The organism is Flintibacter hominis (genome assembly GCF_014287965.1).
Lineage (GTDB): Bacteria > Bacillota > Clostridia > Oscillospirales > Oscillospiraceae > Lawsonibacter > Lawsonibacter aceti.
The window spans coordinates 1-14,670 of the sequence record NZ_JACOPO010000006.1 but is presented as its reverse complement, the minus strand read 5'-3'; the positions used below and the strand labels follow the sequence as shown (position 1 = coordinate 14,670).

Below are 14,670 nucleotides of genomic sequence, written 5' to 3'. Positions count from 1 at the left end.
GTTCCTGTGACGGCTTGTGTACTGGTTATCCACGAAGCAGTTGGTATTTTCCTCCCGTGGGGGTAGAAACGTCAAAGAAAGTCAGAACTTATTTTATGGCAGAAGGAGGTGTGTTACCATAGATCGGGAAATAACACTTAAAGAAGTCCTTATAGCACGTGAGGCACGGGCTCAGTCCCAGAGAGAATTGATGCGCCGACTTGGTACTGCCCTGATTTCTTTTTCTCTAAATATTGCTGGACCAATTAAAAACAATGCTTTGCTCCGACGGGCGTTTCTAGAGGGACTGAAGAGATTAGATGAGGCGCTAACCGCCGCTGGTCTGGAGACAGTAGAGCGCCATCAAACCGATAGTCCAACCGGATGTGAAGCCCTGTGGGCTGTCCGTGGTGATGGGCGGCAGATTAAGCGGCTGTGTGTCGGTCTGGAGGATCGACACCCAATAGGCCGCATCTTCGATATGGACGTCTTGGATCCAGTACACGAAAAATGGAATCGCGCCGATTTGATGCTCCCGCCCCGTGGATGCCTGGTCTGTGGATGTAAAGGGAAGAACTGTGCCTCTAGACGGCTCCATTCTGTGGCAGAGATCCAGCAAGTTACAACAAACCTGCTCCGCAACTTTTTTGCCGAACAGGATCGATGTAGCCTGGCGGATTTAGCCAGCCGCTCTCTCCTCTATGAGGTGTGTACCACACCGAAGCCTGGGCTGGTGGATTGCCGGAACAATGGAAGCCACTGTGATATGAACCTATTTACCTTTCTGGATAGCACCTGTGCCCTGTTGCCTTACTTTCGCCGCGCTGTATCTGTGGGACAGGAGACAGCGTCTCTTCCTCCGGAGGAGACCTTCCTCCAACTGCGCCCCGACGGCGTGGGCGCGGAGCGCACTATGCTTCAAGTCACAGGTGGCGTAAATACCCACAAAGGTGCGATTTTTTCTCTTGGAACCGTGTGTGCAGCGGTAGGCCGGTTGTGGAATCCGGCATCCTTTAAATGGAATATATCCGAAATTCTGCGTGAGTGTGCCGCCATGACACGCCGGGCGGCTCTAGCTGAGCTGGATACCATTTCGCCAGACACTGCTTCTACTGCGGGGAATAGACTCTATATAAAATATGGAATTCGGGGGATTCGGGGAGAGTTGGCAGCAGGGTTGCCCGCTGTGGAGCAGATAGGCCTACCCGCCCTCAACCAGGCGCTGACAGATGGCGCTAGTCTGGATGAGGCTGGTGTCTCAGTACTGCTTGCTCTTATGACTTCAGTCACCGATACCAACTTGATAGCAAGGGGTGGAATGGAGGGATGGCAGTGGGTGGTCCGTCGTACACGGGATTTACTACTCAGTGACATTCCCCCTGATCAGGCGGCCTCTGTGCTGGATACAGAGCTCATCCAGCGAAATCTATCTCCAGGGGGATGCGCCGATCTACTGGCAATCACCTATTTTCTCTACTTTCTGCAGCATACTTCACCTTGCCAGGTAGAGTGTGTTTCATAAAAGCGCCGTGTCGTAATGAAGAAGTCTGACTCCGGCCGCTGCCTCCTTTGTAGCGCCTTAAAAATTGGTGTGGCTGATATGTATGTAAAGATAACGATATGATATGTGATTTGTGGTATGGTAGTTGACTATGAACGGGGTACGTAGCAGAGAATTTATGTACAATCGAAATCGAAATCTAAGGGCTCGGATCCCCGACCTGCATAATAAAGGGAGGAAAATTGTACATAAGATGACTGGATAGCCGATTTATTCCAACACCAACAGGCGAAAAATAGTGTTGATCAGTAAAAAACCCCTGAAAGTGCTTTTTAGCACTTTCAGGGGTTCTAGCTTGTAAAGGACGGTAAAACAGGCGTTTTCTCGTCATAAGACCAAACCGCTGTAAAGCGATGGACCCAGATTGAAGCCCAGTGACAGCGGGTTCGGTTTGGAAAAGAGGAGGAACAAAATGAGTGCGCTCTGAATTTTAAATAGAAAAGTCGGAGCAAACGACATAACGTTTGCTCCGACGTGGCAGCGGGAGAAGGATTCGAACCCTCACAAACAGAGTCAGAGTCAGTGCGCAAAAAAACTCAAAGTAGCTGTCGCTCTATGTATTCGAGCAACTGAAAAATTTCTTTCCACCATCTTTCCCACCACTCCCGTCTAAAAGTGCAATATTTTGGTGCAAAATCAAGTTGTCCCGGTGAGTATAAATATTAGCTGTTATAGATATGTCAGAATGCCCCATAAGCTCTTTCGCTACATTGATAGGAACACCAGCTTTTTGCAGGTCTGTACAGAATGTATGCCGTAAACAATATGGTGTAAGATCGTCAGATAATTTGCTTTCTATGATCTGATTCCGATAGACTTTGGCTCCCATGTAGATATCCAACTCCCGGCAGAATGAGCGCCAACGGCGATACATAGTATCGTCATCCATACGGCCACCCTTTGCGTTAGGAAATACTGGAGCAAACAGGTCCCCTCTAGCCTCCAAGAGTTTTGGAAGGAGTTTGGAGTGTATTGGGATGTCACGCACTCCAGATGCAGTTTTTGGCCCCTTGATGGCCATAGAGCCGCTTTCTTTTGCTGTGTGTACATGTATCTCGTTGCGTTTAAAATCAACATCAGACCAAGTAAGAGCGGCTGTTTCTCCCGGTCTCATACCTGTGTATAGCAAAGTTAGTATCCAAAGGCCAGAGGAATGATATTCTGATACAGCCAAGATAGCAGCTCTTTCTTCCTCTGTAACGGATCGGCGTTTTCCCTCTTTGACGTGTGGCAGCTCTAACAGTTCCGCTGGATCATATGGAATGAGCCTAGACTGTCTGGCTCTTTTGAACATTTCCTGGAGAACCATACGAATTTTTTTGACATGAGAAGCGGACTTTCCGGCCTGTCCATTTAATATACGTTGAAGGTGTACGTCCTTAACTTCTCTTAGCTTCATATATCCGATGGCTGGCTTTATATAACCGTTAAATTTTTCATCATACATGCTAAGGCTCTTTGAGGTAAGACCTTTTGGGTCCTTGTAGGTCCTTTTCCATTCTATGTACCACGCACTTACAGTCATAGATCCGCCTACGACTTCTTCACCACGCTTGGCGGCGGCGATTTTCTCGGCCAGCTTTGTCATGGCCTCTAATTCAGTTTTCCCAGTAGCCTCGTACTTCTTTCCGTTGTACCTGGCTGTTTTTCGAATATAATCTTTAGACATTGACTTTTTCCCTCCGTTCTAATAAAATGGAGGGGCAGAGCGCCGATCAAAGCTTCTGCCCCTTTTCCCTGTTCCGGTGTTGGTAGCGCCGGGGCGGGGATTTTTTATTTGTCCAACTCTTTTATATCTTTTGCCGTGTGCTTAGAAATTGCAGATTTTCCGGTTTTCTCCTCTAACTCTTTACGGGCATTTCGAGCAATAGCGCCACCTTGTTGCACAACCTTTTTACTGGGCTCAAGCCCTTTTGGACTAGTGGCTCTGGAAATTTCGGTAGTGGATACTTCGGCAAGCATATTTAGAACCAGCTCTGTATTTGTCATATTGTCCCGAAGGCTTTCCTTTTTTAAACCCTTGTATGCCTTATATTCCCCTGTGGTCATTCCGGCCCATGCTTTTGTTAATTCATTGGTAAGGATTGCATACTCCAAATCTTTGATACCGGCCCTGTCCCATTCATCTGTAAGCTCTTTGCGAAATTCAATAGATTTAAGACGCTGTGAGATCCATTTATCGGAGTAACCTTTTTTCTTGTAAGTATAAAGTGCTCTTTGGATTGCCAATTCAGGATCAGCAGTTTCATCCAACCGCTGGCTTCCGACCATAGCGAGCCATTGCTTAAAGGGTTCAGCTTTCGGAGATGGAATGGATTGTATGATCCTCAGCAGTTGCGTTGTATCAGCAACATCGGTTAGGCGCATTTTCCCGTCTGCCGCCGGAAGTTTCAACTGGTGACAATTTGTCACCACTTCGCTCCCTTCTTCTTTTAGACGCTGTTTTAGTTTATTCCAATATTTTCGTCCTGTCGTATAATCTGGACTATCTGTCAATATACCAACAGCATCAACAATCGAAAAATACCATTCCTCTTTTTCGGCATCCCATGCTGTTCTAATTTCTTTACTTTCAAATAACTTGATTGCTGTCTTTTTATCTCCCATGCAATTATCCTTTCTGGGTTTCAATACCGCACACTTCTGGCGGGGATTTTTATTGTGCCTTTTTCAGTTCGGCGATCTCCTGATTTATGCTCCGAATAGCGAGCTTCAAGACGGAAACTTCACTGCGTAGCTCCTCTAATTCACTCTTCGGTGCTAATTTATCCAGCATGATTTTTTGATTTTCCGCCAGCAGATTGAATTTCGGCGTGACTTCTGTATCCAGAAGGACCTTCATGCGCTGAGTGGTTTCGTCCAAGATCTCCTGCTTCTGTTGTGACAACAATCCTTTCGTCTCAGACATGATCTCCTGCTTCTGTTTCTCCATCAACTGTGCGATAGCTTGCAGATCTTTTTCTTCTAACATAATAGTGTATCTCCTTTTTATTGCGATTCAAAAAAGCGGTTGGGTCACAAAGCAAAAGGCAGACAACCGAAGTTGCCTGCCTAATGTTTGAACAAAAATAGGTGGGGTGACGATTCCCACATCTCCTAACCCTTTCGGGGGCGACGGCTGCCCGTTCCGTCCTCTATTTCTGCTCAGTACATCATTATGTACCTTACAACTTCATTATACACATTTATGTAATTATTTCAAGTCTTTTTTAGTGTTCCTTTTTCAATAAAATTTTTCACCCTGTTCTTGTTAAGAGTATAAAGTGTTCTGGCAAAATAGCGTTCAGAATGGGAAAGACGAACAGCCACTTTCACATATTCTCCATCAACAAAAAACTCTTTCACATATTCTCCATCAACAAAAAACTCTTTCACATATTCGATAGAGCCGTCTGCCGGATTGCGCCCAACATAATCTGGTTCTGCCAAAATATAAGATAGATGTTTACCGTACTTAGCGAAATCATCTGGGTGGGAAGTTTTCATATGATCGAGATTACTCGGCGCAAAGTATATTTTCCGATCTTCCGACGGGACAATCTCCAGGAGGGATACAATGTGGTCTGTGACTTCTCCAACAATTTCTATTGTAACCCCTCCTCTCTATCTTTTTCCACCCTCCGGTGGTTTGGTTACAAAGTATGCCTTATTACACTTGTAAAAGCAATAGCCTTACCAAGAATGGTAATATCATTTAGATCCTCACCCTCATACTCTATATCAGGGAAAAGAGGATTGCAGGCCCTTAAAATAATCCGCTGTCCATTATAATAGACCTTTTTCAAAGTAGCTTCATCACCAATTCTAACAGCGGCAATCTCACCATTTTCTACTTCTTTCTGTTCACGGATATATACAATGTCGCCGTCATAAATACGAGCATTTATCATGCTGTCACCTTTACAACGGAGGGTAAAATCACATGGGATATCCTCCGGTACTGTGTCAAACTCTTCAGCTTCTTCCACAGCAAGAATAGGTTTTCCACAAGCAATTGTACCAAGACGAGGCTTCTTTACAAATTTCGGCATTGGGAGAATATTAGAAGAAAGTGATCGTGACGGCTCGTCAGAGATACCCATAAGCTGGGCTGGAGTAACATTTAATGCTTTAGCGAAAGCGGCGATTTTAGATTGAGATAGATCAACCACGCCTGATTCGATTTTTGCAATAGAAGATCTGTCTTTATAACCTACTTTTTCAGCAAGTGCTTCTTGTGATAATCCTTGGCTTTCACGCAAAAGTTTTATATTTTCATGGGTTTCCACCAAGATCACCTCCTTATATGAAAACAATAGCATATTCGTGAATGAGTGTCAACAAAAATTTAAAATTCAACAAAAAAGTGTTGACAGATATTCACACTGGTGGTATTATATGGATGTGAATGAAATTCACGAATGGAGGTGATACTATATGAACTGTCCGGAATTACGTGCATCAATTGCCAGAGCTGGAATTACAAATCGTAAACTTGCAGAACATTTAGGACTTTCTGAACAGGCATTTTACAATAAAATTCAGGGAGATACTGAGTTCAAAGGAAGCGAGATTAAAGGTTTGGCAAAAGTATTAAATCTTTCTATGAAAGATGTCAATACTATTTTTTTTGATCGTGACGTGAATTAAATTCACAACAATTTCCGTCCTACGAATCGACAATGAATAAGGAGGGGAGGGCGATAACATATCAAATCCGAGAGATGTATGGCGGTGTTAATTCTCCGATCAAAGTGGAATTGACCATATTTTTGTCAGGCCCCGATTGGTATAGACTTTCAAGTTCAGAAGCTTGGCATCATCTGGAAGCATACGTTGATCTGATTGAAAAAGAACGTATCCGCTCACAGCTCCAAGGGAAGATATAGAGACATCAAAAAACCTGCAGTAGATAATAGCGAATAAAGAAGGGGGTGATATCAATGATCTTAAAGAAATCCAAAGATTCTGGAGATTACAGTTGCGATAAAGGCAATGACAATGCCCTCGATGATACGAGCCGCAGTCTGAGATACTTTTTTATGTTTCTTGGCTCTTTCCTTGGGGCACTTATTGGAACGTTTTTCGCAGGACTTCTCATATAAAGCGAGTTCGTCAATCCTATGAACGTTGATTGCCCATATCCACGGGGTTGCTTTAAGCAGATAGTAGAATGGGGGATTTCCGATTGAGCAAGGTAAGTATACGGTCAAAAGGCACGATAACAGAGATTTCCATTAATGGAGTGCCAGTGGAGAAAAATGCTTTGCATTTCCGGCTAGAGCAGGATGGTGGCGAATATCCCAGGTTGCTCCTTACCATTTTGGTTGATGAGTTAGATTTGGAGTGCGATGCCGAAGTAGAAAAATCTCGTGTGAGGGGGTGAGAGAGATGGAAGCCATTTTGAAAGGCGAGGCAAAAGAAATCGCTGACCTCATATTTGCACTACAAGGCCAGCAAAGTACATGTTTGCAGATGGATACTAAAGCTGTTGCTCAATCCATAACTAAGAAGGAGGAACCGCAATGACCCCCAAACAGAAAGCGAAAATACTCAGGGAGATATACGGCGGTCTAATGACGTTGGAAGATGTCCGGCGAGAGCTTGGCTGTACAAAGAGATGGGCCAAGCAGTGGCTGGAAAACCACCAGATATTCGGCATCAGAATGAGCGAAAAGAGGGTGAAATACGATGCAGATATGGTGGCATCCGCTATTGTGCGTGACATGGGTGTGAGCGCATGAGATCAAAAATAATTGCCCCCACCCGTGATAGCGCACGGATGAGGGCGGAAGAACAGGACAAGTCCTAGCACCTTGTATTTTATCATGGTGCGGGACGGAATACAAGGAGGAAAAGTTATGAAGTACGAAGAATATCGGTCTATGCTGGACGGGCTTGGTTATCGGATGAGGGAAGTTGTACTAAAAGATGTAGCAAACGACCCGGAGTTAAATATAGAGCAAAAAGTTGCGTTGGCAAAATTGCAATACTAATTTTTGTGGATCGGGCGTATCCAGATCAAATCTAAATGAAAATAGGAGTTTACGAAAAATATGGATGAAACATATATGAAGAAAATGCAGGGCGCTAATGCGGTGCTGGCGAAAGAGCTTCCAGAGCAAATCAGCCATATGCTGCTCGGAAAAGGTCTTACGCTGGTTCAGGCCAAGACGATCCTGGATCGAGCGAAGGACCTTCTGGAGTACGCAATAATTTAGAAAGGAAATATGTAATTATGACTATAGGAGCTTGGGTATTCGTTATTTTCATTGGCGTTATCGGACTATCCATTGCAGGATTTCTGTTATGGGGAGCAGTAACGACAGATATTCAATATGATAAAGGACTTAAAATCGGCCTTTCGGTTGCAACGGCGGCAACAGTTCTAATCACAGCATTAATCAGTGGCATATATATCTGGTATCGCCTCAATTCAGAGAGTGGCCGGCGGGCGTTGAAAGATCAACAGAGCAATTTGTCAGGCGGAATTGAGCGGACAGTATCTGTTTATGACGTAAATGGTCAACTTATCAAAGAATATTCTGGGAAGTTTGATATTGAAACAGATCGTGAGAGTTACATTCTGTTTGATGATGAGGACGGGAACCGGCACATGATTTATTACACAACTGGAACAATCATTGTGGACGAAAAATAAAACGCCCCATCAGGTGCTGGACACACCTGACGAGGCTGGCAAACCTAACTGACCACACCAATTAGGCTTGATAGATACATCATACTAGAACATCCGTTCTCTGTCAAGCCGGAAAGGAAAATTTTATGAAAAAAACGCTTGAAGAGAACGACAGCATTAAGGATCTTGGGACGCAGAGCCGGAATTCTAGGAGGCACATGAACAATCTGGAACGGGATCATTATGGAGTTGATGTGCCGGAGCTGCTTAAAACGGTTCGGAATTTAGCCGAAGTCATGGCGATAATCCTGGATCGGGAGGACAGAAATGAAAACTCCAAATGAGACGGTCCGCCGCATCACCCAGCGGGCTATGGAGCGGCACCGGCTGTCGCAAAGGGGCCTTGCCCATGAAATCGGATGCGGCGATGGCTCTATTGCAAAGCTCCTGGACGAGCAGGAGGTACGCCTTACTCAAGAGCAGTGGTTCTATTTGATGACGTTGGGAGGAATCAAAATTGTTTGAGTTTTTTTCCGCAGTGTGCGTGGTGTGCATCGTGATCTGTACCGCCCTCGCTGTGGCGGAATTTATGGAAAAGAGGCGGAAGAAGTGAGGACGCGAGAGCAACTGCGCCGTGAAAGACGGTCTGAGACAATTACCTTTATAGGTATTATGGTTTTATTAGGGCTTGTATTCGCTTTTGGAATGGGAGTTGGGCTGGCATGCGGATGATGGACATTGAGCATCCAGACGTTGCGGCGATTCAGCGGACAGGTTATCCATCCTGGATTGAATGCGAGAACAAGGACACAATGGCAGAACTAAAGGAATACGCAACAGAATATGCACTTGAGATTATCAAGTGGCTTCTGGACGGCTATCCTGGCATCATTCGGGAATTTTCAGAATATGCCACGGGTTACGGAGCCACGACTTATCAAGACTGGCTGAATTGAGGGATATGGAGTTGGTTATATGGAAACTACAACAAAACTGCTTACATGGGCAACTGAAAACATAGGTCCACTGGAAGAGATTCAAGCTATAAACGGGACAGTTCGTGTCAGGCTGAAGGATGGGCGATCTGGCTTTTTAATTATGGGATTTGACGGGATACCAGTGGCGAACCTTCCGCCGGAGGTAGGAATATGAGCCGCTTAATTTGTGTAATGGGTGAATCCGGATCTGGGAAAACAACGGCTATGCGGAATCTGGACCCTAAAAGCACCTATTATATTGACTGCGACGGAAAAGGACTGGCCTGGAAAGACTGGCGGAGCCAATACAATGAAGCCAATAGGAATTTTGCATATACCAGAGACATTCAGAAAATCGCTGGCCTAGTTGTCAATATCAGCCAGAAAAAACCAGAGACGAAAACCATTGTCATCGACACGTTGAACACCTGTATGGTGGACAAAGAAGTAAAAAGTATGAAAGAAACGGGCTTTGGCAAATGGATAGACTTGACACAGTTTGTGTGGGACTTGATCGAGACAGCCGGCCGGCAGCGGGACGATCTGACCATCATTTTTGTCATGCATAGTGAGACGATTCGGGATGATTTTGGATACAGCTTTACAAGAATTAAAACGAATGGCAGAAAACTGGAAAAGCTGGTCCCGGAAAGTCTGTTTGGGACTGTTCTGCTGGCCAAGAAGACCGATGATGACCGCTATATATTCGAGACGCAGGCAAAAAACAGCACAGCAAAAAGCCCCATGGGAGCCTTTAAATCCTTTGAGATCGATAATGACATGGGATTTGTTCTAAAGGCATTGGAGGACTTCTGATGGGTAAGGCAAAGGACGAAGGGGTAACCAGCTATACCAAAGTAACCGTAGACCTGTTTTTCCCCGATGACCGTGTATGCTGTGAATTTTGCCCATTATTAGAAACATACGCAAGAAAACAGTGCCGAAGGACGGCTGAATACATCGTAGACACTCGTTATAGAGGGTATTGGTGCCCTTTAAATATTATCGAAAATACGGAGGAATAGAGTAATGAAACAGTTTAGCGGATTTGAAGCCAAGAAGTCTGCTGGGGCCAGAGAGCTCCTTCCTGCTGGTGGCTATGTCGCCAAAATTCTAAATGCCGAGGAGGTTTCCTACGACTGGGGGAATGTACTTCTGATCTCCTTTGATATTCTGGAGGGCCAGTACAAAGACTTTTTTGCAAAGGATTATAAAGAGCAGGATCGAGAGGACAAGAAATGGAGAGGAACTTACCGCCTTTCTGAGCCAAAAGATGACGGGAGCGAAAAGGACGGATGGACTAAGCGCGCTTTTGGAAATGCTGTCTGGTCCATCGAGGCCAGCAACCCTGGCTACCACTGGGACTGGGATGAAACGAAGCTGAAAGGAAAACTTGTTGGCGTTTTGTTCCGCAATCGGGAGTGGGAAATGAACGGAAATACTGGTTGGACCACGGAGTGTTGCGCTCTGACTGATGTAGACGATATTCGGCAGGGAAAGTATCGACAGCCAAAGGACAAGCCGTTAAAAGTCACCAGTGCCGCAGAAAACAGCTTTGCCCAAATCAATGAAGACAGTGGGGAGCTGCCCTTCTGATGGATCATTTTTCGGTCAAGCGCGCCCTATCTACAATGTCCGTTTTATGGGACACTAGAGAACAGGACACACCACGGGCCAGAAAACGTATGGAGCAGATCGAAGCCCCGATTGAGAGAGTAGCCCTCTCTTTCGGGGATTACTCCGTTAAGTGTGACACATTGGACTTAAGGGACCAGGTAGCTATTGAGCGTAAGATGGATTTGACCGAACTGGCTCACTGCTATTGTCAAGACCGGAAACGCTTTGTCAGGGAGTTTAAGCGGGCTAAAGAGGCGGGGGCAAAGTTATACCTCCTGGTGGAGAATGGGAGTCTTGACGAGGCTTACAGCGGCCATTATAGGGCAAGAGTTCACCCGGCATCACTAACGGCCTCTATGCTGGCTTGGCTGGCCCGCTATAACTGCCAAATCCTGTTTTGCAAAGAGGAGAACAGCGGACGGGTCATCCATGATGTACTGTACAGGGAGCTAAAGGAGCGATTGGAGGAAATGCCGGATGAAGAAGAAATTTAGAATCACCTGCACCCATAATCCCCAGGACTTTTTCAATGGACAGGAACCGGCGGAACTTTCCAAAACTTACATAACCGACAACTTAGAATTGGACACCAGCAGAGAAATCCATGATGGTTACCAGGTGATTGTATCGGAGGCTGAAAAGGATGAAGAATGAAAAGCGGAGAATTAAGACCGACCACCTTCCGTGCCGCTATGACTTTAAGGTTATGACCAATGGAAGGCCTATGACCCTGTACGACTTGACGATGGATGAGCTGACCTGTCTCATGGATGTTTATTTCAGAAACGGATATGAGCAGATATATGCCAGAATCGCCTCAACATGGGAGTAAGCTATGGACGAAAAAGCAGGGTGGATCAAACTCTGGAGAAAATTTGCGGATGACCCCTTATGGGTTTCGGAACCATTTACCAAAGGACAAGCTTGGGTTGACCTGCTTCTTATGGCCCAAGGGACGGAGAATACAATTTTCAAAAATGGGAAATTTATGGAGTTCCAGCCTGGAACTGTCTATAAGAGCATCTTAGAATTGTCCAAGCGATGGAAATGGAGCCGGAACAAGGTTAGTAGATTTTTAAAATCCCTCGAAAATGAAACAATGGTTGAAACAAAGAGTGATACAACGAATGGAACAACGATAACCATTGAAAATTGGGAGGTTTACCAGGGCAGAGGGCAACAAACGAAACAACGCCGTGAACGAAAATCGGACAACTCACGGACAACGGACGGACATAATAAAGAAGGAATAAGAAGGAATAGAAGAAAAGAAGATAGCTGCGGCGTCGCCGCGCCGTCTGAGGACGGCGGGCTCCCCGCCGAGGGGACGGGTGATGACTCCATTGTGATTGATGGGAGGTTGTACAGATTCCCATCCAGGTGGAGACGAGACGCAGAAGCTATGGGGAAGGACCTTGGCCTGTTCGTAAAGGGGATGTACCAATGAGCTATGAGTTCAAGACTGAAGATGCTTATGGATTGGCCAGGGCCATCGGGGCCGATATCCATGAAAAAGGGGACGAGCTGTTTTTCAAGTATTGCCCCCAGTGTCGGGGAGGCGGAAATCGGGACAAGAATACATTTTCCGTGAATCTTAAAAGCGGTCTGTTCAAGTGCTTCCGAGCGAGCTGCGATTACCATGGACATTTTGTAGAGCTGGCAAGAGATTTTGATTATGACTTGGGTTTCGGTGAAAAGCGAGTTTACCGAAAACTGCCACAGAAGCCGGTAGTAGTTCGGAATGGAGCAATCGAGTACATGGCAAAACGGGGAATTAGCTCCGAAATTTGCCGAAAGTATGAACTGACCACTCGGACAGATAACAAGGACATTTTGGTTTTCCCCTTTTACGATGAGACTGGTACACTCCAATTTGTCAAATACCGCAACATGAAGTTCCGCAAAGGCATTGACAAAAACAAAGAATGGTCTGAGGCGGAAACTATGCCAATCTTATTTGGAATAAAGCAGTGCAAGGACTTTGACCGCCTGATTATTACGGAAGGGCAGATAGACAGCCTATCAGTAGCGGAATGCGGCTTTAACAATGCGGTTTCTGTTCCAACGGGGGCAACAGGCTTTACATGGCTTGCAAATTGCTGGGACTGGATTACAAAGTTTCATGATGTTGTGGTATTTGGCGATAACGAGCATGGGAAGATCACGCTGGCTGACACTTTACGGGCCCGCCTCCCACAGACGGTAAAGGTGGTTCGTAAAAAGGACTACCTGGGGGAAAAGGACGCGAATGATATTCTCCTGAAATATGGGAAACAGGCAATCAGGGCGGCAATCGAAAACGCGGAGATACCCCAGCTGGAAAATGTTAAAGACCTGGCTTTGGTACAGTCGGTGGACATCAACGCCCTGCCGAAAATCAAAACCAATATCCCGGATATAGACCGTCTGATTGGCGGATTGGTTATGGGACAAGTGATTTTGCTAACCGGAAAGCGGGGACATGGAAAGTCCACATTTATGAGCCAACTGGTCTGTGAGGCACTGGATCAACGAGAGAATGTATTTATTTACTCTGGTGAATTGGCTGATTATCACTTTAAACGATGGATCGATTTTCAGCTAGCCGGAACGGATTACATAAAGGCCATTCAAAATATCTATGGGGACTATGAATATACCATCGGGGACGGCGTAATTCGACAGATCAGTGATTGGTATAAGGGCCGCGCTTATATATACGACAATAACTGGCTTCCGGAGGATGGCGCGGAATTTGAAAGCCTTCCAGAAACCATTGAAAAAGTCATTAAGCAATACGGAGTTCGGCTAGTCTGCATCGACAATTTGATGACAGCTATGGAAACAGTTCAGGAAAACGATCAGCTTTATTTGGCACAGAGCAATTTTGTGGGTCAGCTTAAAAAGATCGCTGTCAAATATGATGTAGTTGTTATTCTGGTCGCTCATCCCAGAAAAAGCAAATTGGAGTTTGACAACGATGATGTGGCCGGTTCCGCAGACATCACTAACAAGGCCGACGTAGTCATGTCCTATGAGCGAATAGAAAATGACGATACATGTGATAGCAAGCTGTCAATTACAAAAAACCGTCTGTTTGGAAAATATGCCACGAAGGACAAAGCCATAAAACTGTGTTACAGCGAGAGGACAAAAAGAATTTTTCCTTATGGACTTTATCCAAGGCATTACGGGTGGGAGGATTATTTTCAGCCAGTGGAGGAGGAATTGCCACTATGACAGAACTTCCTTTTGAAAGAGCGGCCATGCGTGGAGAGCCGATGTCGGATAGTTTGGATTTTATTGATGCAGTAATGTATCAGGGTTTGGCAGCATTATATTTTAGATTTTTTCAAAAGGCGATTACGCAGGAACAAGGACAAATTGAAAAAAAGCACCTGATGAGAAAGTACACAGTAGAACGGAATTTGAAATCGTATGAAGATATTATGTACCGTTGGAACAGCGATTTAAGAAAAGCAGTTGAAGCCGCCCAAAACGCCTACCGAAAAAACCGCACATTGGAGAACGCCGACAGGTTGAGTGCGGCGCTGGATGGGAGGCTGTGATGAATACATACATTACGAACCATATGGACGATATTAAGCGTGCCCTGCTGGGCGACAAAGAGGCGGCCAGACGGCTGACGGAGGCGGGGGTGCTGCTGCCGTGTCCAGGGTGCAGAGGTGAGGACGCGAAGCACAGGGCCGTGATGGCATGTGTAATGATTGAATGCCCATGTGGGTTTATGGCGGCGGGGTACGATTTGGAAGAAGCACGGCAGATATGGAACACCCGCGCGCCGATTCTGAGCGCGGAGGAGATGGAGATGCTGGATGAAGCTACTTGAATTATTTGCAGGAACACGCTCTGTAAGTAAGGCGTTTGAAAAGAGAGGCCATCAGACGTATAGCATAGAGTGGGACAAGTCATTCCCG

The 14,670-nt window shown here is 45.7% G+C and carries 25 protein-coding genes and 1 pseudogene; 21 read left to right on the top strand and 5 right to left on the bottom strand.

Translation table 11 applies throughout. The features are described from left to right. Nucleotides 1–190: 190 nt before the first annotated feature. Nucleotides 191–562, top strand: a pseudogene (gene citX, locus H8S11_RS14275) (citrate lyase holo-[acyl-carrier protein] synthase); the annotation flags it as partial. Between the two features lie 18 nt (nucleotides 563–580). Beyond that, nucleotides 581–1,501 carry a triphosphoribosyl-dephospho-CoA synthase CitG gene (gene citG, locus H8S11_RS09740; RefSeq protein ID WP_340405647.1) on the top strand — a complete coding sequence of 307 codons (921 nt, stop codon included), beginning with the start codon at nucleotides 581–583 and terminating at the stop codon, nucleotides 1,499–1,501. 592 nt (nucleotides 1,502–2,093) lie between these two features. Here the strand turns inward: citG and H8S11_RS09735 are convergent. The 5 genes from H8S11_RS09735 to H8S11_RS09715 form a co-directional block, all read right to left on the bottom strand. Next, the gene (locus H8S11_RS09735) at nucleotides 2,094–3,209 is read right to left on the bottom strand and encodes a tyrosine-type recombinase/integrase (protein WP_186852985.1); all 1,116 of its coding nucleotides are present in this window, start codon (nucleotides 3,207–3,209) and stop codon (nucleotides 2,094–2,096) included. 104 nt (nucleotides 3,210–3,313) lie between these two features. Next, nucleotides 3,314–4,147, bottom strand: coding sequence for a BRO-N domain-containing protein (locus H8S11_RS09730; RefSeq protein WP_186852984.1), 834 nt, complete (start codon nucleotides 4,145–4,147; stop codon nucleotides 3,314–3,316). 49 nt (nucleotides 4,148–4,196) lie between these two features. Next, the gene (locus H8S11_RS09725) at nucleotides 4,197–4,511 is read right to left on the bottom strand and encodes a hypothetical protein (protein ID WP_186852983.1); all 315 of its coding nucleotides are present in this window, start codon (nucleotides 4,509–4,511) and stop codon (nucleotides 4,197–4,199) included. A 227-nt stretch (nucleotides 4,512–4,738) separates the two neighbouring features. Beyond that, nucleotides 4,739–5,122, bottom strand: a complete 384-nt coding sequence (locus H8S11_RS09720) for a PBECR3 domain-containing polyvalent protein (protein ID WP_366461143.1) — start codon at nucleotides 5,120–5,122, stop codon at nucleotides 4,739–4,741. Nucleotides 5,123–5,172: 50 nt separating this feature from the next. After that, nucleotides 5,173–5,808 carry a LexA family protein gene (locus H8S11_RS09715; protein ID WP_186852982.1) on the bottom strand — a complete coding sequence of 212 codons (636 nt, stop codon included), beginning with the start codon at nucleotides 5,806–5,808 and terminating at the stop codon, nucleotides 5,173–5,175. Nucleotides 5,809–5,956: 148 nt separating this feature from the next. On the opposite strand from H8S11_RS09715, the gene H8S11_RS09710 reads away from it, so the two are divergent. From H8S11_RS09710 to H8S11_RS09625, 19 genes are all read left to right on the top strand, one after another. After that, nucleotides 5,957–6,169 carry a helix-turn-helix domain-containing protein gene (locus tag H8S11_RS09710; RefSeq protein ID WP_186852981.1) on the top strand — a complete coding sequence of 71 codons (213 nt, stop codon included), beginning with the start codon at nucleotides 5,957–5,959 and terminating at the stop codon, nucleotides 6,167–6,169. Nucleotides 6,170–6,910: 741 nt separating this feature from the next. Continuing rightward, nucleotides 6,911–7,048 carry a hypothetical protein gene (locus H8S11_RS09705; protein ID WP_186852980.1) on the top strand — a complete coding sequence of 46 codons (138 nt, stop codon included), beginning with the start codon at nucleotides 6,911–6,913 and terminating at the stop codon, nucleotides 7,046–7,048. Beyond that, nucleotides 7,045–7,263, top strand: coding sequence for a hypothetical protein (locus H8S11_RS09700; protein ID WP_186852979.1), 219 nt, complete (start codon nucleotides 7,045–7,047; stop codon nucleotides 7,261–7,263). The genes H8S11_RS09705 and H8S11_RS09700 overlap by 4 nt, the downstream gene beginning before the upstream one ends. 117 nt (nucleotides 7,264–7,380) lie before the next feature. Then, a complete protein-coding gene (locus tag H8S11_RS14080) occupies nucleotides 7,381–7,515 on the top strand; it encodes a hypothetical protein (protein ID WP_279287571.1) in 135 nt (44 codons plus the stop codon). Nucleotides 7,516–7,575: 60 nt separating this feature from the next. Then, the gene (locus H8S11_RS09695) at nucleotides 7,576–7,740 is read left to right on the top strand and encodes a hypothetical protein (RefSeq protein ID WP_186852978.1); all 165 of its coding nucleotides are present in this window, start codon (nucleotides 7,576–7,578) and stop codon (nucleotides 7,738–7,740) included. 17 nt (nucleotides 7,741–7,757) lie between these two features. Continuing rightward, nucleotides 7,758–8,180, top strand: a complete 423-nt coding sequence (locus tag H8S11_RS09690; RefSeq protein WP_207721971.1) for a hypothetical protein — start codon at nucleotides 7,758–7,760, stop codon at nucleotides 8,178–8,180. A gap of 125 nt (nucleotides 8,181–8,305) precedes the next feature. Continuing rightward, entirely contained in the window at nucleotides 8,306–8,503 is a 198-nt protein-coding gene (locus H8S11_RS09685) for a hypothetical protein (protein WP_186852977.1), read from the top strand. Beyond that, nucleotides 8,487–8,684, top strand: coding sequence for a hypothetical protein (locus tag H8S11_RS09680; RefSeq protein ID WP_186852976.1), 198 nt, complete (start codon nucleotides 8,487–8,489; stop codon nucleotides 8,682–8,684). Before H8S11_RS09685 ends, H8S11_RS09680 begins: the two co-directional genes overlap by 17 nt. A 197-nt stretch (nucleotides 8,685–8,881) precedes the next feature. After that, nucleotides 8,882–9,115: a hypothetical protein gene (locus H8S11_RS09675; RefSeq protein WP_186852975.1), complete on the top strand. Its 234-nt coding sequence runs from the start codon at nucleotides 8,882–8,884 to the stop codon at nucleotides 9,113–9,115. Between the two features lie 19 nt (nucleotides 9,116–9,134). Further along, nucleotides 9,135–9,311, top strand: coding sequence for a hypothetical protein (locus H8S11_RS09670; RefSeq protein ID WP_186852974.1), 177 nt, complete (start codon nucleotides 9,135–9,137; stop codon nucleotides 9,309–9,311). Beyond that, complete coding sequence (locus tag H8S11_RS09665; protein ID WP_186852973.1) at nucleotides 9,308–9,952, top strand: AAA family ATPase; 645 nt, start codon at nucleotides 9,308–9,310, stop codon at nucleotides 9,950–9,952. Before H8S11_RS09670 ends, H8S11_RS09665 begins: the two co-directional genes overlap by 4 nt. A 213-nt stretch (nucleotides 9,953–10,165) precedes the next feature. Beyond that, on the top strand, nucleotides 10,166–10,732 hold the full coding sequence (locus H8S11_RS09660; protein ID WP_186852972.1) for a hypothetical protein: 567 nt from the start codon (nucleotides 10,166–10,168) through the stop codon (nucleotides 10,730–10,732). Further along, nucleotides 10,732–11,247 carry an ERCC4 domain-containing protein gene (locus tag H8S11_RS09655; RefSeq protein ID WP_366461078.1) on the top strand — a complete coding sequence of 172 codons (516 nt, stop codon included), beginning with the start codon at nucleotides 10,732–10,734 and terminating at the stop codon, nucleotides 11,245–11,247. The genes H8S11_RS09660 and H8S11_RS09655 overlap by 1 nt, the downstream gene beginning before the upstream one ends. Continuing rightward, complete coding sequence (locus tag H8S11_RS09650) at nucleotides 11,231–11,407, top strand: hypothetical protein (RefSeq protein WP_186852970.1); 177 nt, start codon at nucleotides 11,231–11,233, stop codon at nucleotides 11,405–11,407. The genes H8S11_RS09655 and H8S11_RS09650 overlap by 17 nt, the downstream gene beginning before the upstream one ends. After that, a complete protein-coding gene (locus H8S11_RS09645; RefSeq protein WP_186852969.1) occupies nucleotides 11,397–11,585 on the top strand; it encodes a hypothetical protein in 189 nt (62 codons plus the stop codon). The genes H8S11_RS09650 and H8S11_RS09645 overlap by 11 nt, the downstream gene beginning before the upstream one ends. Nucleotides 11,586–11,588: 3 nt before the next feature. Next, nucleotides 11,589–12,200 (top strand): hypothetical protein, encoded by a 612-nt coding sequence (locus H8S11_RS09640; protein ID WP_186852968.1) that lies wholly within the window; start codon nucleotides 11,589–11,591, stop codon nucleotides 12,198–12,200. Continuing rightward, a complete protein-coding gene (locus H8S11_RS09635) occupies nucleotides 12,197–13,972 on the top strand; it encodes an AAA family ATPase (protein ID WP_186852967.1) in 1,776 nt (591 codons plus the stop codon). Before H8S11_RS09640 ends, H8S11_RS09635 begins: the two co-directional genes overlap by 4 nt. Beyond that, a complete protein-coding gene (locus tag H8S11_RS09630) occupies nucleotides 13,969–14,301 on the top strand; it encodes a hypothetical protein (protein WP_186852966.1) in 333 nt (110 codons plus the stop codon). The genes H8S11_RS09635 and H8S11_RS09630 overlap by 4 nt, the downstream gene beginning before the upstream one ends. Then, nucleotides 14,301–14,582 carry a hypothetical protein gene (locus tag H8S11_RS09625; RefSeq protein WP_186852965.1) on the top strand — a complete coding sequence of 94 codons (282 nt, stop codon included), beginning with the start codon at nucleotides 14,301–14,303 and terminating at the stop codon, nucleotides 14,580–14,582. Before H8S11_RS09630 ends, H8S11_RS09625 begins: the two co-directional genes overlap by 1 nt. Nucleotides 14,583–14,670: the final 88 nt, after the last annotated feature.